19 protein-coding genes and 1 tRNA gene are annotated in these 24095 nt (G+C 54.2%); 15 read left to right on the forward strand and 5 right to left on the reverse strand.

Annotation, left to right across the window (positions count from 1 at the left end):
- Positions 1-59 precede the first annotated feature (59 nt).
- Genes HC231_RS15170 through hycI form a run of 9 tightly spaced genes read left to right on the forward strand, consistent with a single transcriptional unit; the run spans position 60 to position 8761 of the window.
- Positions 60-980 carry a respiratory chain complex I subunit 1 family protein gene (locus tag HC231_RS15170; protein WP_208231358.1) on the forward strand — a complete coding sequence of 307 codons (921 nt, stop codon included), beginning with the start codon at positions 60-62 and terminating at the stop codon, positions 978-980.
- A gap of 16 nt (positions 981-996) precedes the next feature.
- Positions 997-2451, forward strand: coding sequence for a hydrogenase 4 subunit D (locus HC231_RS15175; RefSeq protein WP_281397329.1), 1455 nt, complete (start codon positions 997-999; stop codon positions 2449-2451).
- 12 nt (positions 2452-2463) lie between these two features.
- Positions 2464-3114: a hydrogenase 4 membrane subunit gene (gene hyfE / locus HC231_RS15180; protein WP_208227474.1), complete on the forward strand. Its 651-nt coding sequence runs from the start codon at positions 2464-2466 to the stop codon at positions 3112-3114.
- Between the two features lie 5 nt (positions 3115-3119).
- Positions 3120-4775 carry a hydrogenase 4 subunit F gene (locus HC231_RS15185; RefSeq protein WP_208227476.1) on the forward strand — a complete coding sequence of 552 codons (1656 nt, stop codon included), beginning with the start codon at positions 3120-3122 and terminating at the stop codon, positions 4773-4775.
- Positions 4768-6504: a hydrogenase large subunit gene (locus HC231_RS15190; RefSeq protein WP_208227478.1), complete on the forward strand. Its 1737-nt coding sequence runs from the start codon at positions 4768-4770 to the stop codon at positions 6502-6504. Before HC231_RS15185 ends, HC231_RS15190 begins: the two co-directional genes overlap by 8 nt.
- 11 nt (positions 6505-6515) lie before the next feature.
- Positions 6516-7100, forward strand: coding sequence for a hydrogenase 4 subunit H (hyfH, locus tag HC231_RS15195; protein ID WP_208227480.1), 585 nt, complete (start codon positions 6516-6518; stop codon positions 7098-7100).
- Complete coding sequence (locus tag HC231_RS15200) at positions 7097-7891, forward strand: NADH-quinone oxidoreductase subunit B family protein (RefSeq protein WP_208227481.1); 795 nt, start codon at positions 7097-7099, stop codon at positions 7889-7891. The genes hyfH and HC231_RS15200 overlap by 4 nt, the downstream gene beginning before the upstream one ends.
- Complete coding sequence (locus HC231_RS15205; protein WP_208227483.1) at positions 7888-8292, forward strand: formate hydrogenlyase maturation HycH family protein; 405 nt, start codon at positions 7888-7890, stop codon at positions 8290-8292. Before HC231_RS15200 ends, HC231_RS15205 begins: the two co-directional genes overlap by 4 nt.
- Positions 8285-8761 (forward strand): hydrogenase maturation peptidase HycI, encoded by a 477-nt coding sequence (gene hycI, locus HC231_RS15210; protein WP_208227484.1) that lies wholly within the window; start codon positions 8285-8287, stop codon positions 8759-8761. Before HC231_RS15205 ends, hycI begins: the two co-directional genes overlap by 8 nt.
- A 64-nt stretch (positions 8762-8825) precedes the next feature.
- On the opposite strand, the gene HC231_RS15215 is transcribed toward hycI, so the two are convergent.
- On the reverse strand, positions 8826-10499 hold the full coding sequence (locus tag HC231_RS15215; protein WP_208227486.1) for a methyl-accepting chemotaxis protein: 1674 nt from the start codon (positions 10497-10499) through the stop codon (positions 8826-8828).
- 519 nt (positions 10500-11018) lie between these two features.
- Here HC231_RS15215 and HC231_RS15220 point away from each other — a divergent pair.
- Both HC231_RS15220 and fdhF read left to right on the forward strand, forming a co-directional pair.
- Positions 11019-11561, forward strand: coding sequence for a 4Fe-4S dicluster domain-containing protein (locus HC231_RS15220; protein ID WP_208227487.1), 543 nt, complete (start codon positions 11019-11021; stop codon positions 11559-11561).
- Positions 11562-11589: 28 nt separating this feature from the next.
- Positions 11590-13740 (forward strand): formate dehydrogenase subunit alpha, encoded by a 2151-nt coding sequence (gene fdhF / locus HC231_RS15225; RefSeq protein WP_208227489.1) that lies wholly within the window; start codon positions 11590-11592, stop codon positions 13738-13740.
- A gap of 452 nt (positions 13741-14192) precedes the next feature.
- Here fdhF and flhA read toward each other — a convergent pair whose 3' ends face one another.
- On the reverse strand, positions 14193-16364 hold the full coding sequence (gene flhA / locus HC231_RS15230; RefSeq protein ID WP_208231360.1) for a formate hydrogenlyase transcriptional activator FlhA: 2172 nt from the start codon (positions 16362-16364) through the stop codon (positions 14193-14195).
- A gap of 820 nt (positions 16365-17184) precedes the next feature.
- On the opposite strand from flhA, the gene HC231_RS15235 reads away from it, so the two are divergent.
- Entirely contained in the window at positions 17185-18480 is a 1296-nt protein-coding gene (locus HC231_RS15235) for a dicarboxylate/amino acid:cation symporter (RefSeq protein WP_208227491.1), read from the forward strand.
- Between the two features lie 61 nt (positions 18481-18541).
- Here HC231_RS15235 and hypT read toward each other — a convergent pair whose 3' ends face one another.
- A complete protein-coding gene (gene hypT, locus HC231_RS15240) occupies positions 18542-19432 on the reverse strand; it encodes a hypochlorite stress DNA-binding transcriptional regulator HypT (protein WP_208227493.1) in 891 nt (296 codons plus the stop codon).
- 149 nt (positions 19433-19581) lie between these two features.
- Here hypT and cuyB point away from each other — a divergent pair, with 149 nt between their 5' ends.
- Complete coding sequence (cuyB, locus tag HC231_RS15245; protein WP_208227495.1) at positions 19582-20298, forward strand: cysteate racemase; 717 nt, start codon at positions 19582-19584, stop codon at positions 20296-20298.
- A gap of 374 nt (positions 20299-20672) precedes the next feature.
- A tRNA-Asn gene (locus HC231_RS15250) sits at positions 20673-20748 on the forward strand.
- A 312-nt stretch (positions 20749-21060) separates the two neighbouring features.
- On the opposite strand, the gene HC231_RS15255 is transcribed toward HC231_RS15250, so the two are convergent.
- Positions 21061-21951, reverse strand: coding sequence for an SDR family oxidoreductase (locus HC231_RS15255; protein WP_208227497.1), 891 nt, complete (start codon positions 21949-21951; stop codon positions 21061-21063).
- A 121-nt stretch (positions 21952-22072) separates the two neighbouring features.
- Here HC231_RS15255 and HC231_RS15260 point away from each other — a divergent pair, with 121 nt between their 5' ends.
- Positions 22073-23014, forward strand: a complete 942-nt coding sequence (locus tag HC231_RS15260; protein ID WP_208227499.1) for an AraC family transcriptional regulator — start codon at positions 22073-22075, stop codon at positions 23012-23014.
- A 24-nt stretch (positions 23015-23038) separates the two neighbouring features.
- Here the strand turns inward: HC231_RS15260 and HC231_RS15265 are convergent, their stop codons facing one another.
- The gene (locus HC231_RS15265) at positions 23039-23794 is read right to left on the reverse strand and encodes an SDR family oxidoreductase (protein WP_208227501.1); all 756 of its coding nucleotides are present in this window, start codon (positions 23792-23794) and stop codon (positions 23039-23041) included.
- Positions 23795-24095 lie beyond the last annotated feature (301 nt).

Here is a 24095-nt window from a genome sequence, read left to right on the forward strand (position 1 = left end):
AAAGCTCAATCGCAGGAACGGTAAACGCAGGGACGCTGGCCGCGCCCGTATCCGTCCTGATGGCCTGCGCGGTTATTCAGGCGCTGCTTCTGCTGGCGCTTGCCCCGCTGATGTCCGGGATGGCGCGGGTTATCCGCGCCAAGATGCACTCCCGCCAGGGGCCGGGGTTACTGCAAGACTATCGCGACATTTTCAAGCTGTTGAAGCGTCAAGATGTGTCGCCACAGCACGCGGGCGGCGTTTTCCGCCTGATGCCATATATTCTGATCGGTACGATGCTGCTGGTCGCCATGACGCTGCCCATTATCACCTGGGTATCGCCGTTCGGCGCCGCGGGCGACGTCATTACGCTGCTCTACCTGTTCGCCCTGTTTCGCTTCTTCTTTTCGCTGGCCGGTCTGGACTCCGGCAGCAGTTTCGCCGGCATCGGCGCCAGCCGCGAACTCACGCTAGGGATTCTGGTTGAACCCATCATGATCCTGGCGCTGCTGGTGGTCGCGCTGATTGCCGGCTCCACCAACATCGGCAACATCAGCAGCATGCTGGCGGGCCGCCATTGGCTGTCGCCGACCGCCACCCTGATGGCGTTGCTGGCCTGCGCTTTCGCCGCTTTCATCGAAATGGGCAAAATTCCCTTCGACGTGGCCGAAGCCGAACAGGAGCTACAGGAAGGTCCGCTGACGGAATATTCCGGCGCGGCGCTGGCGCTGTTGAAGTGGGGGATCAGTCTGAAACAGGTGGTCGCCGCCGCGCTGTTTCTCTCCATTTTCATCCCGTTCGGCAAAGCCGAAACCTTTACGCTGACGGCGCTGCTGGTAGGAACGCTCGCGTTTCTTATCAAACTGATCGCGGCGTTTTTCGTGGCCGCGTTAATTGAAAACAGCCTGGCCCGCGGGCGCTTTCTGCTTACGGGGCATGTTACCTGGTTGGGTTTCGGCGCCGCCGCGCTGGCGTTCGTTTTCTATCTTACCGGTCTATAAGGAGTAAGCATTCATCATGGATATTCTCATCATAAAGAATGTTGCCCTTGCGACCATCCTGCTGCCGTTTCTCGGCGCGCTGCTGATATCCACCCTGCCGCAGCGCCAGGCTAAATGGCTATGCATACTGTTCGCCCTGCTGGCGACGCTTGGCATGGCGTGGCTCGGCTACGGCTATCTCGCCGGGGGCAAAACCGACCTTGCCTATACCCTATACCGCTACGGCCCGGCTGAACTGTTTGGCTTTCTGTTCGACAGAATCAGCCTGCTGATCGGTTTTGCCGTGGTGTTCCTCGGCCTGTTGGTCAGCATATATTCCACCGGTTACCTGACGTTAGGCAACCGGGAGCATCCGCACGCAGGCACCAACCGTTATTACGCCTTTCTGCTGGTATTCATCGGCGCGATGGCCGGCGTCACGCTGTCATCCACCCTGCTGGGGCAACTGCTGTTTTTCGAAATTACCGGCGGCTGCTCCTGGGCGCTCATCGGCTATTATCAGCAGCCGAAATCACTGCGCTCGGCGCTGAAAGCGCTGCTGATAACGCACATCGCCTCCATCGGGCTTTATCTGGCGGCCGCTTACCTGTTTGTGCAAACGGGAACCTTCGCCCTGAGCGCGCTGGCGCAGTTGGACACCAACGGCAAAATCATCGTATTCAGCGGCATTCTGTTCGCCGCCTGGGGGAAATCGGCCCAGCTTCCGCTGCACATGTGGCTGCCGGACGCCATGGAGGCGCCGACGCCGGTCAGCGCTTATCTGCACGCCGCCTCAATGGTGAAAGTGGGCGTCTATATTTTCGCCAGAGCGATCTTATCCGCCGAACAGGTGCCGCATATTATCGGCGTCGTCGGCATGGTGATGGCGACCATCACTATGGTGTATGGCTTCCTTATGTATCTGCCGCAAAAAGATATGAAGCGGCTGCTGGCCTACTCCACCATCACCCAGTTGGCCTACATTTTCTTCGCGCTGTCGCTGGCGACGTTCGGCTCGCGTATGGCGTTCGAAGCGGGCGTGGCGTACATCTTCAACCATGCCTTCGCCAAGAGTCTGTTTTTCCTGGTGGCCGGCGCGCTCAGCTACAGCTGCGGCACCCGGATGTTGCCGAAACTTAAGGGCATGATGCGGAAAATGCCGCTGTTGGGCGTCGGATTTTGCGTTGCGGCGCTGGCCATCGCCGGCGTGCCGCCGTTTAACGGTTTCTTCAGTAAGTTTCCCCTGTTCGCCGCCGGTTTCAGCCTGTCGCGGGAATACGTCTGGTTGTTGCCGTTGCTGATCATCGCGCTGATTGAGTCGGTAGCCAGTTTCGCCTGGCTTCTCTACTGGTTCGGCCGCACCGTGCCAGGAGAACCGTCTGAAGAAATCGCTGGCGCCACGCCCGTTCCGTGGGCGATGCAGGGGGTATTGATCGTGCTGATCGTCATGTCGGTGTGTTCAAGCGTTATAGCCGCCGTCTGGCTGAACTAAGGATGAATGATAATGACTGGATCTCTGATCGTTAATAACCTGGCCGGGTTGCTGATTATCACTTCCCTGCTGGTAATCTGCGCCCGGCGTCCGGCGCTGTCGGCCTGTCTGTACGCGATACAGTCTCTGGTATTGGTGCTGATTTTTCTCTCGCTGGCCGATCTGCTGCAGGCCCATCAGCTTTATATGTGGTCCCTGAGCGCGTTTATCACCAAGGTGATACTGGTTCCCGCCATTATGTACCGCGCGTTTCGCAAACTGGACGATCCCAAAGCCGATGGCGGCGTGGTCGGCCCGGCGGTGATTATTCTGCTGGCGACGCTGATTGTGGTGCTGTGCTACTTCGTGGTGGCGCCGGTTGAATTACCTATGGTGAGTTCGCTGAAACCGGCGCTGGCGGTATCACTCGGCCACTTCATGATCGGCCTGCTGTGCATCGTTACCCAACGCAATATTCTCAAACAGGTATTCGGCTATTGCCTGATGGAAAACGGCGCGCACCTGACGCTGGCGCTGCTGGCGAACCGCGCGCCGGAGCTGGTGGAGATCGGCATCGCCACCGACGCGATTTTCGCGGTGATCGTCATGGCTCTGATGGCGCGCAGAATCTACCGGACGCTCAACACGCTGGATGTGCAACAGCTAACCGCGCTGAAAGGGTGATTAATATGACCAATACCGACCTTCTTCTCACCCTGCTCGCCACGCCGTTCGTTACTTCGCTGCTGGCTTTTCTATGCCGCTTCTCCGGCGGCCATGCGCGCACGCTGGTAAACGTTATCCATCTGCTAGGCATCATCGCCCTACTGGCGGTTTCCATGCAGTTGGTCTGGCTGGTGTACCAGCACGGCGAAATACTGGCCGTACACCGTTGGCTGCATCTCGACAGCCTCAGCGCTTTGTTTCTGGCTATCCTCGGCATTATCGGCTTTATTACCGGGCTGTACTCCATCGGCTACATGCGCCATGAGGTCAACGGCGGCGAAATTACTCTTACCACCCTGTGCGACTACTACGGCTTCTTCCACCTGTTTCTGTTCACCATGCTGCTGGCGATCACCAGCAACAACCTGATTCTGATGTGGGCCGCGATTGAAGCCACCACGCTGAGCTCCGCCTTTCTGGTCGGGCTCTACGGTCAGCGTTCCTCGCTGGAAGCCGCCTGGAAATACATCATCATTTGTACGGTCGGCGTCGCCTTCGGGCTGTATGGCACCGTGCTGGTGTATTCCAACGCCGCCAGCGTAATGGCGGAGCCGGGAGACGCCATCTTCTGGACCGAAGTGCTGAAACATGCGGGCGAACTGGACGGCACCTTGATGCATCTGGCGTTCATCTTCGTCATCATCGGTTTCGGCACCAAGGCCGGCCTGTTCCCAATGCACGCCTGGCTGCCGGATGCGCACAGCGAGGCGCCAAGCCCCACCAGCGCGCTGTTATCGGCGGTGTTGCTGAACTGCGCCCTGCTGGTGATCGTGCGCTATTACATCATCGTCAGCGCCGCCATCGGCTCTGAATTTCCCCGCACGCTGCTGCTGGTTTTCGGCATGCTGTCGGTCGCCGTCGCCGCATTTCTGATCCTCGTCCAACGAGATATGAAACGCCTGCTGGCCTATTCCAGCGTTGAAAACATGGGGTTGATCGCCGTGGCGCTGGGGATCGGCGGCCCGCTGGGCATTCTCGCCGCCTTACTGCATACCCTGAATCACAGTCTGGCGAAAACGCTGCTGTTCTGCGGTTCCGGTAACGTCCTGCTGAAATACGGCACGCGCGATATGGATGCGATTAAAGGCATTATGCGCGTCACCCCGCTCACCGGCGCGCTGCTGGCCGGCGGCGCGCTGGCGCTGGGCGGCATGCCGCCCTTCAATATATTTCTCAGCGAATTCATGACCGTCAGCGCGGGGCTCAGCGCCGGGCACCTATGGCTGACGATTATCCTGCTGGCGCTGCTGACCGTGGTGCTGGCCGGTTTGGTGCGCATGGTCGCCGGCACCGTGCTGGGCAATAGCCCGGAAGCGGTCGCCAAGGGGGAACTGGGGATCATGACCACCGCGCCGATGGTGGTGCTGCTGGTTCTGATGCTGATGATGGGCACCCATATTCCCCAGCCGGTTATTCGGCTGCTGGAAAACGCCACAACCATCGTCGCCCATACCGGCGCGGCGCCAAACAACGGCCCGGAACAGCATATCCCGTTGCTGATGCCCTGGCAGCGCACCGCTCAGCGCCCTGCCTTCGACGCCGTCAAAACCCGCGAACTATCCATGGCTGAACGTTCAGTGTTAACCCCTTCCCGTCAGGAGACGTACCGTGATGAATGAAAAACCAGCTTCCGCCCAGGGATCCCATGCCGATGAACTCGGCGCCGGCTACGCCGCTCGGGTGAGACAGCGCTTCCCGGCCGCCATTCTGGAGGAAGAACGGCAAACATCGAACCAGCTCACCCTGACCGTCAAACTGAACATGCTGCCGGAAGTGGTTGAATTCCTTTACTACCAACAGGGAGGCTGGCTGCCGGTTCTGTTTGGTAACGATGAACGTTCACTGAATGGCTATTTTGCCATTTACTACGCGCTGTCGATGGAGGAAGGCGAGAAGTGCTGGGTGATTATCAAAGCGCTGGTCGACCCGGATAACCCGGAATTTCCCTCGGTGACGCCCCGCGTACCGGCCGCCGTCTGGGGCGAGCGCGAAGTCCGCGATATGTATGGACTGATCCCGGTCGGCTTGCCGGATGAACGCCGGCTGGTGCTGCCGGACGACTGGCCGGACGATCTCTATCCGCTGCGTAAAGACGCTATGGATTATCGTCAACGGCCGGAGCCGACCCGCGATGACGAGTCCTATACCTTCACCAATGAAGCCACCGGCGCAACCCGCGTCGTGCCCATCGGGCCGCTGCACATCACTTCGGACGAACCCGGTCACTTCCGCCTGTTCGTAGACGGAGAACAGATTATTGATGCCGACTACCGTCTGTTCTATGTACACCGGGGAATGGAAAAGCTGGCGGAAACGCGCATGGGCTATAACGAAGTCACCTTTCTGTCAGACCGGGTGTGCGGCATCTGCGGCTTTACCCACAGCGTGGCTTACTCCACTTCTATCGAAAATGCGTTAGGCATTGTCGTTCCGCCGCGGGCGCACGCTATTCGCAGTATTTTGCTGGAAGTGGAACGTCTGCACAGCCACCTGCTGAATATCGGGCTTTCCAGCCACTTCGTCGGTTTCGACACCGGGTTTATGCAATTTTTCCGCGTTCGTGAAAAGTCGATGACCATCGCCGAGATGCTGACCGGCGCGCGTAAAACCTATGGCCTGAATCTGATTGGCGGTATCCGCCGCGACATCCTGAAAGACGACCGGTTAAAGACCATCAAACTGATTAGGGAAATGCGCGCCGAGGTCAGCCAACTGACCGATATGCTGCTCAGCACGCCGAATATGGCACAGCGCACCCAGGGTATCGGCATCCTCAACAAGAAAGTCGCCCGCGATTACAGCCCGGTTGGCCCGACGATCCGCGCCAGCGGCTTTAAGCGGGATATGCGCATCGATCATCCCTATGCCGGCTACCTGGATCTGCCGATGGAGCTGCATCATCTGGATGCGGGCGATGTCTATTCCCGGGTGCTGGTGCGGGTGCGCGAGGTATTCACCTCCATGGCGATGATTGAATACGGTCTGGACAACCTGCCTGAAGGCCCGCTGCTCAACGAGCACTTCACCTATCAGCCGCACAAATTTGCGCTGGGCTATGCCGAAGCGCCGCGCGGTGAAGACGTCCACTGGAGCATGACCGGCGACAACCAGAAACTATTCCGCTGGCGCTGCCGCGCCGCCACCTATGCCAACTGGCCGGTGCTGCGCTACATGCTGCGGGGCAATACGGTTTCCGATGCGCCGCTGATTATCGGCAGCCTGGATCCCTGCTATTCCTGTACCGACCGGGTGACGCTGGTCGATGTGCGCAAACAGAAAATCACCACCGTGCCCTATAAAGAAATAGAACGTTACGGTCTGGAACGTACCCGTTCGCCGCTCAAGTAGAGGGATGAATCATGTTGAAACTGTTTAAAACCATCCTCAAGGCAGGCAACAGTACGGTGAAATACCCGTTTAAACCGTTGGAGGTATCGGCGGGATTTCGCGGCAAACCACAATACGACGCCAAACAATGCATCGCCTGTGCCGCCTGCACCGCGGCCTGTCCGGCCAATGCGCTGACGATGGAAACCGATGTCGTCAACGGCACCCGCACCTGGCAGCTTTTTCTCGGCCGCTGCATCTTCTGCGGACGTTGCGAAGAGGTCTGCCCGACCCGCGCCATCGTGCTATCGCAGGAGTTCGAAATGGCCGTCGCCAATAAGGCCGACCTTTATCAACGGGCCACGTTTAACCTGCTGAACTGCCACGTCTGCCACCGCCCTTTCGCGCCGCAAAAAGAGGTGGAATACGCCATGGCGCTGATGGCGCAGTCCGGTTTGTCCGAAGAGGCGGTGGCGGCGCGGCGGCACCATTTTGAAACCTGCCCGGAGTGTAAACGTAAACAGAACATGGACAACAAAGACAATGTGATGCTGAGCCGGTATGTTTTTCCTCCGGCCGGCACCGCGTCAGCGACGGTCAAGGGGAGCAAATCATGAGCACTCAGTCTACTGGCGCCGCGCAGCACTACCGGAGTACGCCGATCGTATTGGATGAACAGGCGCAGAAACTCAAGAAAACCCTGCTGAAAGATATCCAACGTTCGGCCTACGTTTACCGCGTCGACTGCGGCGGCTGCAACGGTTGCGAAATAGAAATTTTCGCCGCCATCACCCCACTGTTCGACGCCGAACGCTTTGGCATCAAAGTGGTGGCGTCGCCCCGTCATGCCGACATTCTGCTGTTCACCGGCGCGGTGACGCGCGCCATGCGAACGCCGGCGCTGCGCGCCTATGCGTCGGCCCCCGATCCGAAAATCTGCATCTCTTACGGCGCTTGCGGCTGCGGCGGCGGAATTTTCCACGATCTGTACTGCGTCTGGGGCGGCAGCGATACCATTGTGCCGATAGACGTCTATATTCCCGGCTGCCCGCCGACGCCCGCCGCCACCATCTATGGTTTTGCCGTCGCGCTCGGTCTGCTGGAGCAGAAACTGCACGGTAGCGATCATCAGCAGGCCGATGATGAAAAAGCGGCCTTGATTCATCCCGGCGTACCGTTGGATTTGCGCGTGCTGCTGGAACGGGAGGCGCGACGGATGGCGGGGTATCGCCAGGGGCGGGAAATCTGCGACGCCTTTTTAGCCCGGATGGAACAGCAATCCCTGGATGGCCTGGATCAGCGTATCGGCGACTGGCTGCAACAGCATAACGATCCGCGGCTGAATGAGATTGTCGGCCGGCTACAACAAATTTACCTGTCACTGCTGAAGGGGGAAAACGGCCGATGAACAGTCAGGTGATTTTCTACGCCCTGAACCAAAAGTTTCTCGACAGCAAAGACAAGGTGCCGGAACAGGCGCAACAGGTGATGTATTACTCGCTGTCGATTGGTCATCACGTCGGGGTTATTGACTGTCTGAAGCGGATACTGACCTGCCCGCTGGCGGACTATCGGCATTGGATCGGACAACTTCCCGACGGAGAAGCGCAGCGAAAAATGGCCGGCCTGATGAAATTCGGCGAGATCGTCATTGATAGCAGCCATACCAAACTGCTGGGACAGGCTTTCAGCGATTTATCCGCCGGGCAGGACGCCTATCCCGATTGGACGGACACCCTGCTCGCCTATCTGCAAGCGATTGAACAGGAAACGGCGCTTTATTTAATGGTGAAACGGATTGATGACTGAACTAATCGAACGCGCGGACAATATGGTGCTGACCGTGGGTAACAGTATGATGGGGGATGATGGCGCCGGGCCGTTGCTGGCCGAACGCATGCGGCAAAACCCGGTGGCCGGCTGGTCGGTAATTGACGGCGGCGTCATCCCTGAGAATGCGGCCCATCGGCTGCGCGCCTTAGGGCCTAAACGGCTGCTGGTGGTGGATGCGACCGACATGGGACTGCCGCCCGGCGAAATACGCATTATCGATCCGCAGCGGATCGCGCAGGATTTACTGATGAACACCCACAACCTGCCGTTGAATTTTTTGATCGAACAGTTGCAGGAAGATATTGCGGAAGTGATTTTCGTCGGTATCCAGCCGGCGCTTGTCGCATTCTACTGTCCGCTCAGTCGGGAAGTCGAACAAGCGGTGGAGCAGATCCGCCAGCGATTGCCCGGCTGGCAGGGAAATGGGGGTTTTCAGGCGCTGTAGCGTTACTCAGCGCCAGAAGTAAAGGGGATAGCCTATCCCCTGATAGGCTCGCCATACTTCGCAGTTAAAAACGCTGCCAATCATCATTCCGCTGAGCGCTGACCGGCAGCAGCGGCGCTTTCCCTCCCATCCCCGTCGGCTGCGGCGCAACGGTTTTCTGCCAGTGTTCCGTCTGCCGGTTATCATTATCCTCAAGCTGGAAAACATCCACCGCCGCCGACAATTCGCTGGTTTGTTGATCCAGTTTGGCCGCGGCTTCCGCCGATTGTAATACCAGCGCCGCATTCTGTTGCGTCACGCCGTCTATTTCATGGATCGCCTGGCTAATTTGACTGATGCCGTGAGTTTGCTCATCGGTAGCGGCGGCGATTTCGCTGATCAGCTCGTTAACATGATTAATTGCGGTAATAATGGCTGCCATCGCCTCGCCGGACTGGCGAACCTGATCGGCGCCGGTCGAGACACGGGATACCGACTCGGCGATCAGCGCCTCAATCTCTTTCGCCGCCTGCGCGCTGCGCTGCGCCAGGGTACGGACTTCACCAGCCACCACCGCGAATCCCCGGCCCTGTTCTCCGGCTCTGGCGGCCTCAACCGCCGCATTGAGCGCCAGGATATTGGTCTGGAAGGCGATGCCGTTAATCACCGTGGTGATGTCGGCCACCTTACGCGAGCTGGCGCTGATATCATCCATCGTGTTCATGACGCTGTTGCTGATTTCACCGCCTTTTGTCGCCGCGCCAAAGGCTTCCCGCGCCAGTTCTCGCGCCTGATAAACATTCTCTGCGGTTTGTTTCACCGTGGCGCTGATCTGCTCCATACTGGCGGCCGTTTCCTGTAGCGCGGCCGCCTGCTGTTCCGTCCGGCTGGAAAGATCGTCGTTGCCATTCTTGATATTGGCGGTGCCGTTATCGATCGCCGTCGCGCTTTGACGAATAACCGTGACGGTATCACGCAGGCTTTTCTGCAACCGTTTGATATCCGGGATCAAGCGGCCCGCGCAGTTTCGGCCGAACTCGGCCAGATCGCCCGCCAGCCGGCCTGCCGTTAGCTGGGCCAGATGCGACTTGAGAACCCCAATAGGAATAACCAGATAATTTCTCAGATAATACTCGGTAAATATCAACACCATAATGCCGATTATCATGGCCGCGACCAGGACGTTTCGATTATGGATATTGTATTCGTTTACCAAGGGAATAAATTCCGACGCGGTAATTTGATCGGTGTATGCCTTAACATTATCGCCAAAGGCCAAACTAATCGGCGGATAAATGCCACGGAATATCCGATAAAACTCATCTTGATTATTTTGTTGCAACGCGGCATTCATAGGATCAATCGCCGCTGAAATTAACGTTGACCAATTATGGGTAATTTCATCAAGCGTCGCCTGTTCCACCCCAATATGCTCCGACGATTTGAAGTTCTCCAACGATTCCTTGGTATTTCTTATGGCAATCTGCGCCATATCCAGCGTTTTCTTCGCATTGTCCCCATCGTCATGCTGCAAATAATCCATTGTTCGCTCCATACGGGTAACGGCTCTGAAATACTGATCGCTGCCATAGACCAGATAGGAGTACGTTTTTCGCTGCGTTTCATTTTTACTAAGTAAATCAGTCGCCTGATGAAGCGAGTAAAGACTATAACCTGATGCTAATCCCCAGATTGCCAGCAGCATAGCCACTATAATTAGCACCATAATTCTTATGCTAATATTCTTTAGAAAGCTCATAATACACCCCATGAATTTACCAAACGCCGTTCACACCAAGATGATATTGGGATACTTTTTTTAATCATGACGCTGTCGCTGCAATGCTACGCACAGGCCGCCCGCTGACGCAGGGGAAACGCCTGAATTAATCATTAATCAGAAGCAATGCAGCAGAAAATCCGATATATCCAAAAGCGAGATCAATATAAAAGTAGAGGCTCCTTTCCGGCTTGGGGATAAATAAAGTATAGGCGTTAATGTTAATATAGAGAAAGAGCGGGCGATAAGAATATCCCGCATCGCCCATTGCCTGACACTCGTCGTCAAATCTGCCGAAACAGCCTCTCTATCGTCGTCACCCTCGACATCAGCACAATGACTCCCCAATGCATAAAAACAAAAAAACATTATTATTCAATATATTAAAATAACCACACAATTATTGGCATAAAAAGTGCCTATAAATAGTGATGTGTCACGCGATTAATTATGTCGACACCAAATTTTTTCACCTGACTCCAGGTCGGAGACGATGTCATGAACCGGTTCGTTATTGCAGACTCAAGGAAGTGTATTGGTTGCCGCACTTGTGAAATAGCCTGTGTTCTGGCCCACAGCGACGGCAAAACGTCCTCATTATCGCCAGAACATTTTTCGCCGCGTCTCAAAGTGGTGAAAGGGCTGAATATCAGCACCACCGTTCAATGCCGCCAGTGTGAAGATGCGCCCTGCTCCACGGTGTGTCCGAATGGCGCCATCATCCACGCGGATGACTGTATCAAGGTGCAACAGGAAAAATGCATCGGCTGTAAGACATGCGTTGTCGCCTGCCCTTACGGCGCGATGTCCGTGATCGTCAAGCCCATTGCCCGCATCGGCCAGTATCAGGCGCTGGGCCAGCGTATAAAAGCCGAGGCGCATAAATGCGATCTGTGCGAAGGGCGGGCGGCGGGCCCGGCCTGCGTTGAAGTTTGCCCGATGAAGGCATTACGACTGATCGGCCGTGATGATATTCAGGCCATGATCCAGCAAAAACAACGGCGAGCGGCGCTTGATGAAGCCGCAGGAATGCAGTTCTGACAAGGTACGCTGAAGGAGAATAATCATCATGCAGAAAGTTATCACCGTCTGTCCTTATTGCGGGTCAGGCTGCAAAATTCACTTGCTGGTTGAACACGGTAAAGTTGTCGGCGCTGAAGGCGCCAACGGGCATACCAACGAAGGCGAACTGTGCCTTAAAGGTTATTATGGCTGGGATTTTCTTAACGACACCAAGCTACTGACGCCACGGTTGAAACAGCCGCTGATCCGGCGCCGGAAAGGCGAACCGTTTGAAGCGGTATCCTGGGATGAGGCGATCGCCTTCGCCAGCTCACGCCTGAAAGCCATTAAAGAGAAGTACGGCGCCGAATCCATTATGCACACCGGTTCATCGCGCGGCCCCGGTAACGAAACCAACTACGTTATGCAAAAATTCGCCCGCGCCGTAACCGGCAATAACAACGTCGATTGCTGCGCCCGCGTCTGCCATGGCCCTTCCGTTGCCGGATTACGGGTAACCTTGGGCAACGGAGCGATGAGCAACTCCATCAACGAAATTGAGCATACCGAATGTATTCTGGTGTTCGGCTATAACGCCGCCGATTCGCATCCGATCGTGGCGCGCCGTATCCTGAAGGCCAAAGAGCGCGGAGCCAAAATCATCGTCTGCGATCCCCGCCACATCGAAACGGCGCGTATCGCCGATCTGTGGCTGCCGCTGAAAAACGGCTCCAATATGGCGTTAGTCAATGCCTTTGCCAACGTGCTGATTAACGAAGGTCTTTACAACAAGGAGTATGTCGCCCGCCATACGGAAGGGTTTGAGGAATATAGCCAGATTGTCGCCAAATATACGCCGGAATATGTCGCGGACATCACCGGACTGTCTCCGCAGTTGGTGCGCGAGGCGATGCGCATGTTTGCCGCCGCCCCATCCGCCACCATTTTGTGGGGGATGGGCGTCTGTCAGTGGGGCCAGGGCGTGGATGTGGTCAAGGGCTTGTCCGGGTTGGCGCTGTTGACCGGTAATCTGGGGCGGCCAAACGTCGGCGTCGGCCCGGTACGCGGCCAGAACAATGTTCAGGGCGCCTGCGACATGGGCGCCCTGCCGGATATGTTCCCCGGCTATCAATCGGTTACCGATGAACAAGTCCGCCATAAATTCGCCAAAGCCTGGGGCGTGGCGAGCCTGTCGGACAAAATCGGCTACTCGCTTACCGATGTGCCGCACAAGATCAAAGAAGGCAAAATCCGGGCAAACTATGTGATGGGAGAAGATCCGCTGCAAACCGAGCCGGACCTATCCATGATGCGGGAAGCGTTCAACGAGCTGGAACTGCTGATCGTACAGGATATCTTCATGACCAAAACCGCGTCGGTGGCTGACGTGATCCTGCCCGCCACCTCCTGGGGCGAACACGAAGGCGTTTATTCCGCCGCCGACCGCGGCTTTCAGCGCTTTTACAAGGCGGTAGAGCCGAAAGGGGACGTCAAACCCGACTGGGAAATCATCAGCCTGATGGCGACCGCGCTCGGTTATCCCATGCATTACAACAACACCCAGGAAATCTGGGATGAACTGCGCCATTTATGCCCGTCGTACTACGGCGCGACCTATGAAAAAATGGCCGGTCTGGGATACGTTCCCTGGCCCTGCGCCACCGAAGACAGCCCTGGTACGCCGTGGCTGTACGAAGGCAATCAATTTGCCCGCCCCGGCGGTAAAGGATTGCTCTTCGCTACCGAGTGGCGTCCGCCGATGGAACTGGTTGATGAAGATTACCCGCTGGTGCTGTGCACCGTGCGTGAAGTCGGCCATTACTCCTGCCGTTCCATGACCGGTAACTGCACCGCCCTGCAAACGCTGGCAGACGAACCCGGTTACGTGCAGGTCAATCCCGAAGACGCCGAGCGGTTGGGACTGCGCGATCAACAACTGGCCTGGGTTTCCTCGCGGCGCGGCAAGGTGATTACCCGCGTCGCCGTCAGCGAACGCGTTAATAAAGGCGCGGTGTATATGACCTATCAATGGTGGATTGGCGCCTGTAATGAGCTGACGCTGGATCACCTCGACCCGATTTCCAAAACGCCGGAATACAAATACTGCGCCGTCAAACTGGAAGCGATAGAGAACCAGCAATGGGCGGAAAATTATGTCCAGCAGGAATATAGCCAGTTGAAGTCCCACCTGCGTAAGACGGCGGAAGAGATCCGGTAATAGCCAGTGCGGCGCTGTCTCTGGTCATAATTATCGGTATATGTAAGCTCAGTGCTATTTCGTGCGCCACAATGCCGCCGTTTTTATGCTACCTCGTAGCACGCGCCCGACACGGGGCGGCTCAATCGCCGCCCGCCCCGTGACCCCAGGCTTGCGGCTGAAATTATGCCGCTGCGCGGTTCCATCGGTGTTCTCGACCGCTATTCGAGCCGTCAGTGACGGAATACTCGTCTCATCCCTGAGACTCGCCCTGTCGGGCCAGCGCAAGCACTGTTTAAAAACGCTCCAGGCGTTTTTGTCCGACGCGGCACTGGCTCTCGCCGCATCCATGCGGCTCGCTCGACGGTCAAGTCCACCGCTGCATAATTTTTTACGCCGAGTAACGGCAAAACCCGCCATAAACCCCTGCATTTGTGTCTAAGGAACTGGCGGAGGGCATGGGAATTTCCCGCTCACTCCATATCTTCGATAGCCTTGACGGAAATCCCCATTCGCTGCATACGCGATAGCAGCGTGGTGCGTTTCAAGCCCAGCTTGGCGGCGGCGCCTTTCGGGCCGGCGACGATGCCGTTGGTTTCCTTCAGCACCCGGATAATCCGTTGACGTTCAGACTCTTCATCATCATCTTCCATGACGGGCGACGGCTCCGGTACGCCTTTGGCCGCCGCCGGAGAAGGCTTGGGCGTGTCAAGGGGCGACAGATGATGCTGCAATTCAGCCAATTGCAAATTCAGCGTGGTGCCTTTCGTCAGGATCACGGCGCGCTCAATGACATTCTCCAACTCACGCACATTTCCCGGCCAGGGCAGCTTACTCAGTTGACGCAGCATTTCGGAAGGAATGCTATCTATGGTTCGGTTCATACGCCGTGCGATCTTGCGGGTAAAAAACTTCGCCAACAGCGGAATATCTTCCGGCCGCTCGCGCAACGGCGGAATGACGATAGGAAAGACATTCAGCCGGTAATAGAGATCGCTGCGATACTCCCGATCGGCCACCATCTGTTTCAGATCGCGATTGGTGGCGGCGATCAGGCGAACATCAACCGAAATAACTTTGCTGCCCCCCAAGCGCTCTATTTCGCGCTCCTGTAACACCCGCAACAGTTTCGGCTGAAGCTCTAAAGGAATATCCCCCACTTCATCCAGAAACAGCGTGCTCTTATCCGCCATCTCGAAACGCCCCTGCCGCTGACTTGTCGCGCCGGTAAACGCGCCTTTTTCATGCCCGAACAGATCGCTTTCCAATAATCCGGAAGGGATCGCCGCGCAATTCATTTTCACCATCCGTTTCGCCTTGCGCGGACTCAAACTATGGATAGCCCGCGCGATCAGCTCTTTCCCGGTTCCGGTTTCCCCCAGAATAAGCACCGTACTATCGCTGCCGGCTACCATTTCCACCTGCTCCAACACCTGACGGATGGCGGCGCTGCGGCCAATGATTTCACCAAAGGCGCCGTCGCCCTGACTATGAATATGCTCGGTCAACTGTTCGGTCAGATAAAAATTTTCGTGGATCAGGCTGTCTTTCAAACGGGTAATCTGCCCATAGGCCAGCGCGTTATCCAGCGCAATCGCGATGCGCGAAGCAATCTGGCGCAGCAATTTCATCTCCGCATCATTGACCGCGAGTTCAATACCGTGAGCCAGTTCCAGCACGCCCAGCACCCGGCTGCCAAAAGCCAGCGGAAGCAGGCAGGCATGACGTAATCCGCTGTCGACCCACTGCGCCAGATAGCGTGGCTGACCGGGCCGGGCAATCCGATCCTGGTTTTTGATCAGCATCGGCTCATTATCGCGTATGACGTCCGCCGCCAGCGTTTCTGAAAGCGGCCGTTCGCCTTCCCGCCACTGCGGCGCATGTCCTGCAAGATAATGCGCGGCGTAATATTTCAGGGTTTTGTCATCGTCATCGCTATCCCGAAATGCCAGGGCCACAAAGTCGATATTAAAAAAACGGTGGATCTCTTTTGAAATTTCCTGAGCCAACGCTTTCAGCTCCAGCTTGGAAATAACGGTGTTGGTCACATCCACCAGAATGCGGTAATGGTCGCGTTCATGGCGCAGCGCTTCTTCTTCACGCCGCGCCAGTTCCCGCTCACTGATATTCTCCAGCACCAGCGCAATCACCTCGGATAGCGCCTGAAAAAAAACGATTTCACTGTCATCGAACCGGCTGCCGTCCGTCTTGATGAACTCAATGCCCCCCAGAACACGATGCGGCGACAATAACGGCAGTTGGCAATAGTCGCTTAATCCGGCATAAGCCGGTTGATTCATCAGGTGGGGGAAATCGCGCTGGAAATGGACTTTGTCGCAATGCAGCAGCCGATGAGTATTCCATACCACGCCGCCCGGACCATCCAATAGCAGTAGGGTTTCTTCATTACAGCGCGTTTTGTGCGTATCGCGGTCATGGTAATAAAACGAGGTTTGATTATGCAGCGGATCGATCAGCAGAAGATTGACCCGGCCAAATCGTACGACAGAAAAAGAGAGGCTATCCAACACATGCAACAGTGAATCGATACTGCGTTGCTGCAACAATGTCTGAGACACTTTCAGTAAAGTATCCTGCCACAGAATTGACAACCGCGATGGAGAGTCTGTCAGCCGTATCGCCATAACCACCAGAATAAACATCATGAACAACGTGGTTAATAGTGTAGGAGTTAACAGACCAAAATCCTATGTCACCGTGTCAATAGGTTGATCTGAATCGTACTTAACAGACCGATTTTCACCCCGGCAAGAAACAGAACCATTGCCACGTTTCAGAACAGCGTGAACGTCACGTTAATGACGCCGCTTAATGAATGATATTAAAATAAAATTTATCGATTCACTTTATTAGTTAACAGAAATTCTACTTTTATTTATCAAAATAAAACAATTAATTCCATCTCATCACTCCTGCTGGATAAATAATGAGCAAAAACGATAATTATTTTATTTTGAAATAACATTTAATCTAGACAGATGAGTAATATCTTGGTAATGACCGGAAAATTAAATCGTCATAAAGAAACCAGGAAAAATTGGCGTTTAAATAAAATTCCATTTATTGCTAATATCGCCACAATCATAAGAATATCTTATAATTAAATGGGCCGATATTGCCGCACAAAAACCGGTTATCTTCAACCTTATGTTTTTTATACACTTTATTCATCACCCATCTAAAAAATTTTACATCCATATTGTTCGCAATAGCCTTAATCAACTTATAACCATGTTTTTTTTGGCATCAAATTGTTATAATTTGCATCCCGTCACACAGAAAAAAACGGTAAAAGACAAGAATCGATGTAATATCAGGCAGTCAGACACAACACCCCAATAACAGTAAGGGCGTCGGCTTAGTGCGTTCAAGGGATATGCATTACTCCAGCGCGGACAATAATACTGTGTGTTGTCTGAGTCTATTCACCAACATGAGGTTAATATGCAAAGGCAGAAGTTAGTTATACAGATAGCCGTCGCTATCATATTAGGGATATTTATAGGATGGCTGTGTCATCAATATCTTGATGGCGGACGAGCGAAAGAAATTGCCTCTTATTTCAATATGGTTACCGATATTTTCCTGCGTTTGATCAAGATGATCATTGCCCCGCTGGTATTCGCCACGCTGGTTTCCGGCCTGGCCAGTATGGGGAATTCATCCGCGGTTGGGCGTATTGGTCTGAAAGCCATGATCTGGTTTGTTACCGCATCGGTCCTTTCTCTGTTCATCGGCATGGCGCTGGCCAACTTCTTCCAGCCCGGCGCCGGTATGAATCTGGAAGTGCCGGCCAGCACCGCGCATGTCGCTACCGGTCTAAACACCGACGGTTTTACGCTTAAGAGTTTCATCAGCCATATTTTCCCGAGAAGTATTGTGGAAGCGATGGCGAACAATGAGATCCTGCAAATCCTGGTCTTCTCGCTGTTCTTCGGTTCGGCGCTTGCCTATGTAAAACACAAGAACAAAAACGCGAGCGTAATCTCATCCATGATCGAAGAACTGGCCAAGATCATGTTCCGCGTGACGGACTATGTGATGAGTCTGGCGCCTATCGCGGTATTTGCCGCAATCGCATCCGCCATTACCACTCAGGGGCTGGGTCTGCTGTATGACTTCGGCAAGCTGATTGGCGAATTCTACATTGGACTGATTTTACTGTGGACGGTGCTGTTCCTGGTTGGTTACGCCTTCCTTGGCAAACCCATTTTCACGCTGGGAAAACTGATCCGCGAACCTACCATGTTGGCTTTCGCCACCGCCAGCAGCGAATCAGCCTATCCGAAAACCATGGAAGCGCTGACCAAGTTCGGCGTGCCGAAAAAAATCACCAGCTTCGTGCTGCCGCTGGGCTACTCGTTCAACCTGGACGGCTCAATGATGTATCAGTCTTTTGCGATCCTGTTTATCGCTCAGGCTTACAACATTGATTTAAGCCTGACGCAGCAAATTCTGATTCTGTTGACGCTGATGATCACCAGTAAAGGCATGGCGGGCGTCGCTCGCGCTTCCGTCGTCGTGGTTGCCGCCACGCTGCCGATGTTCAGCCTGCCGGAAGCGGGGATCCTGCTGATTATCGGTATCGACCAATTCCTGGATATGGGCCGTACCGCCACCAACGTCATCGGCAACAGTATATCTACCGCCGTTGTCGCCAAACTGGAAAACAGCATAGGCGAACCGGAGGAAGAGGAAGATGAAGAAATCGAGTATGAAGAGGCCAATGCGAGCCGGTAATTAATCGCCCGCGTTACTCTCAAAACGGCGGCCTTACCGGCCGCCGTTTCATTTTTACCGGTTAATGCCGCCTCAGCGTTTTCACATAGCGCCAGAATTTTTCTGAAGCCATATTCAGCTTAGTATCAAGCCGGTAAATATAAACCCCCATCCGCATGACCGCCTTTTCCATATTGATGATAGCGAGCGTGTTGTCTTTCAGTTCGTCCTGTATCGAATAATCCGGCAGCCATGCAATCCCGTATCCCTGCTTCACCATCCGTTTAAGCAAATCGCTCATTGAAGAAACAAAAGTGATGGCGAATTTGTTGCTGTCGATGCTGGCAAGATAACGGTTTACCTGACGCCCCATATAACTGTTATCCGTGTAATTAAGCAGAGGCGCCGAAGGCGTATTAATATCAAACAAGGGGTTGCCTGCGCTATCGCATGCGCAAACGGGATAAAGATGGGACTCCAGTATTTTGGCATGCATAAAAGGCTCGGACATCAAGTCTTCATTATAAAAAGAGAGGATAAAATCGCTTCTGCCTTCTTTAAGATTTAATACCGCCTCATCAACATCTATTGATTCAACATAAAATATCTTTTCCTGAGATTCAGGTACGTCTTTTAATAACTCAGGCATAATGAAGATGGATAAAGAGTGTGCGGCGGCAATCGTAATTTTATTTTTATAATTGCCGCCGCCGTGCAGTTTATTCAACTGATATTCCAGATCATCTAATGTATTTCGAATATGGGCATGAAATACCCTTCCTTGCTCGGTTAATTGCAACGGCGAAGAACTGCGGTCAAAAATATCGAAACCAATCGCCGTTTCCAACGCACGAATTCGTCTACTGAATGACGACTGAGAAATATTCCGTTTTTCTGCCGCAACCGTAAAACTACGATACTCTTCCAGAGCGATAAAATCATAAAGCCATTTTGTTTCGATATTATTCAGCATGATATTTCATCGCCCCTTCAAACCCGATAAAAGCATAAAAAACCGGAAAGCTATGCAAATCATACATAGCGAATGGGAATTTAGCAATTCACATTCCGGGAGGATGTGCAATTATGCTCTCAGTTTCAAAACGCTAAAGGGCGATCGGCATGAACAGTCTAATAGGCATTCTTGGTGGCATGGGACCGGGCGCGACCGTTGACGCCATGCAAAAATTGATTAAAAACACGCCAGCCTACCGAGACCAGGATCATATTCCGATGATTGCGGTTTCCATTCCGGATATTCCTGACAGAACAAAATGTATTCTTGACCATAGCGCATCGCCGCTGGAAAAAATGATCCAGTATATGAAAATATTGGAAAATGCCGGCGCCGAGTGCATTATCATTCCCTGTAATACCGCGCATTATTGGTTCAATGAATTAAAATTGCATACCCATGCCGAAATGATCAGCATTATTGATGCGACCTGTGAGGTTATTCGCAATAAGCAGATAACCGACGTTGGTCTACTGGCGACCACCGCCACCGTTAAAGCGCGAATTTATCAGGATAATACGAGTAAAAACCATATTCGCTGCCATACGCCGACGGAAGCGGAACAAAACCTGGTGATGGAAAGTATTTATAGCTATAAGTCCGGCAACGCTCAGAAAGCCCATAGTATACTCGCGCCAATAAAAGATCGTATGTTGCAAGACGGCGTTGAAAAAATCATTCTGGGCTGTACCGAGCTGCCCCTTATTCTGGAAGATGAAATACAAAAAACGCCGGAAAACTATATTGACGCCACCGAAGCGCTGATTAAAAAAACCGTCGAATGGTACTTCGCCCACGCGCATAAAAACGAAGTCGCGGCCTGAGATTATTAGCCCGTCTGCATCAGCAGCCCCCGGCTCTCGCGCCACTACTCTACGCATCAATGACATTAGCGCCTTTGCGCAAGGCGCGCTGAATGCGGACGCTGACGGCTATCTCACCAAGCGTTGCTAGCCTGAGGAACGGATTCAGGCCGTTCATGCCGTCAGCGGCGGCGGAATCCGGGCGTTACGGCAAAGCCCCCTATCAAAAAGCACCGCTTTTATGCCGCCGGCGACATTAAAAATCCGCAGTAAAACACCGATATAATTCAGAATTGCAGCAATTTGCGCATTCTCTCGCCAAACAGATCAAATTTGTGGTTTCCGCCTTTGACATGCGCTGAACACCCCGTTATGATGCGCCCCGTTCACACGATTCCTCTGTAGTTCAGTCGGTAGAACGGCGGACTGTTAATCCGTATGTCACTGGTTCGAGTCCAGTCAGAGGAGCCAGATTCAATGCCATGGAGTTCCACTGAATTCCGTGGCATTTTTGTTTTCAGCGAATTAGTAAAAATACGGGTCTGTCCACCTCCATATTGTTAATTGACAGCCAATACTTTTGGGGATCAAAACAGGGGTCAATTCGGTTCGACAAATGAACGCCCAGGGACAGACCTCCTCCGGGCGCGCCTACTCCTGTAAGAGAGTGATGTCTGTCTTTATCAAACCTCATATAAAATATGGATAGCCAGATTAGCCGCCCTAAAAAACCGCTTAAGTTCTCTTAATCGGTTTTTTTTGCTACAGAAAGTGATTTGCAGGTTAAAGCGAAAAATATCGCGCGAGATCCGCAAGCAGCCCTGAATGGGAGGGATGCCAGCCGACGCGCTGCCGGGTCTGCGCGCTTGATGCCCGCATATCCATCTGCGCGAACATCGCCAGCCAGCCAAAATGGTCATTAGCGGCTTCAGACGAGAGGCTGACCAGCGGGACACTCAGGCCCACGCTAATCGCTTGCGCGATATCACGAAGAGGAATGCCCTCTTCCGCTACCGCATGATAACGCAGCCCGGATTGCGATTGTTCCACCACCAGCCTGTAAAGCGCAGCGACATCAAGAAGATGAGCCGCGGCCCATTGGTTGGCCCCCTCCCCTACATACGCGGATACCCCTTTCTCGCGCGCAAACGCGATAAGTTCAGTGACGAACCCTTGTTTACATTCATTATGAACCTGCGGGAGGCGGACAACCGAAACATTGACGCCGCTGTCCGCGACGCGGGCTCCGGCCAGTTCGGTCGACTTACGCGGATTGCGCGTCGCGGAGTCATAAAAATCTTCAGTAGCCAGTTGACCCGACGCGGCCCGGCCCATTGCGGCAACGGACGTAATGATCAAGGGGCGCGAGGTTCCCTGTAGCCCTCTTCCCAGCGCTTCAATAGCCTGGGTTTCTTTTTTCGCCGTCTCCTCCTCCGGCTGGCTAAAAGAGTGGTCATAAGCACAATGAATCACTGCATCGGCCTTTTGCGCCCCGTCAACCAGACTTTGAAGGTTTTCCAGCGCCCCCCGATGAGTATCTGCTCCGATGCGGGCAAGAAGTTGTTCGCCTTTATCCGAACGAGCCAGGCCCGTTACCCGATGGCCGGCCCGAATAAGTTCTGCGGTGACCGCGAGTCCGATAAAACCGGTGGCTCCCGTTAAAAATATATTCATAGTTTTCCCCTGCTAAGCGGTTTCAGGTTAACGATTTCACCCTTAATGGCAGTGTAAAAGATGAACACCGGTACGGTCTCTGCTATAAATACGTTATTCTATGCAGATCGTACGGTACTTTATGGATCCTCTTTCAGAAGTTCTGTCATTGCTCAGACTGGAGGCATATATCTCCGGCGGTTTTCCCCTGCAGGCGGGAAGCGGGCTCGAATTCAGGCAACACGCGGGCATCAAATGCTGCGTTGTGATCGACGGAAACTGCTGGGTCTCTGTCACCGGGAGCCAGGAGGCAATCTTTCTAAAATCGGGCGACTGTGTGTTTCTGCCTTCCGGCGCCCCCTTTTGTCTGACGACCGCTCCCGACAGTCCACGGCAGCCCTTTATCCCGCCGGACAAGGGGACGGGCTCTGCGCTGACAATGCAGGCGCCCCGGAACGGGGCGTTTATTCTTGGCGGACGTTTTACCTTCAGCAGCGCTCATGCCGATATCCTGTTGCATTCCCTGCCTCCACTGATACCGATCACCGAAGGTATTGGGCAAAAGGTCATGCGTAATGCCATGGAATGCCTGCGCGAAGAGATGCGCGTCCCCCAGCCGGGTGGTGATTTGATCGCGCAGCAGCTGGTACAAATCATGCTGGTTCAGGCGCTAAGGGTATTCCTTCAACAGGAAGGGAGTGAACGCGTTGGCTGGATGTTTGCTCTTTCCGATCCGCAGCTCAAAGCCGCGCTTAGCTATATGCACCAGGATCCCGCGTTCCCCTGGACACTGCAGGAACTGGCAAATCGGGTTGGCATGTCCCGGACCGTTTTTACCAAACAATTTAAACACAAGGTCGGCACCACGCCGATGAAATATCTCTCCCGCTGGCGAATGTTGCTCGCAGGAGAGCGCCTCAGAAATTCCCGCGATTCGATCACTCAGATCTCGCTGTCCGCCGGGTACGACAGCGATAGCGCGTTTGGCCGGGCGTTTAAAAAAGAATGGGGATGTTCTCCGCGCGAGCATCGCCAACAGCTGCCGGGAAAAAACGCGATCTCGTCATCAAGCGTAAACGAATAATGCGCCGTCTGGCGCAATACCCGCTTATTGTGACGCAATGCGATCGTTGAACGCCTGATAAAAAGCGGCATAGTCTCCGCGTTCAGCAAAGCGTTGAGGCTTCACTTTTTCAACCAGCACTTCCGCGATATCGGGCTGGGCGTTGAGGATACTCATCGTTTCCGCAATAAACGCCGCCAGCGGTATTCCGGCAGGATTGGTTGCATGCTTATCGCCCATCAACTCCGTTTGTACCAGCGGAGGAACGATTTCGCTCACCTGTACGGAAGTATCGCGCAGTTGATAGCGCAGACTCTGCGTCCAGGAGTGAATCGCCGCTTTCGTTGCACAGTACGTCGGAGTAGGCGCGATCGGTACAAAAGCTAAACCGGAAGAGACAGTCAGGATGGCCGCATGGGGTTGTGCCAGCAGATGTTCAATCAATGCGGCGGTTAAACGAATCGGCCCCAGAAGATTAGTGGTGATTTCTGCTTCCGCCACCGAAACATCGCCGCTTTTCAGATCTTCCGCACGCATGATCCCCGCATTATGTACAACAACATTTACCCCGGGCCATCTGCTGGTTAACGAGGCGGCACAAGCCAGAATCGACGCAGGGCTGTCGATATCAAGGACGATAGCATGCATGCCCGGGTTTGCGGCCACGGTATCATCCAACGCTTCTTTTCGCCGCCCGGCGATGATCACCTCATTGCCCGCGGCATGGAGCGCCTCAGCCAGCCCGCGGCCAATGCCGGAGCCTCCCCCGGTGATCAGAATCGTATTGCCGGTCAGTCGCATAAAAATCCCCCTTTGCTTGCTGTTAATGAGCATCGGCAGCTCATTGGTTAAGGAAGAAAAAGTATATGGCGTTTTCTCGTTGGGTACTCGCCAGAAAGTACGTAATACTATGCCGATAATATCTGAGGAATAAGATGATGCTTTAAAGCCAGAGAGACAGTAAGCGAATTCACCCATAAGCCCGATTAGATGACAAAATCCGCCTTAATCGGAGGAGTTGGCGAGCGTAAATTAGTTCCCGATTTTACAGGTTATTGCCAGCGGTTCTGTAATCCAGCGTGAGCGCTGATAACCCGCGTAG

It is taken from the genome of Brenneria izadpanahii, assembly GCF_017569925.1.
Classification (GTDB): domain Bacteria; phylum Pseudomonadota; class Gammaproteobacteria; order Enterobacterales; family Enterobacteriaceae; genus Brenneria; species Brenneria izadpanahii.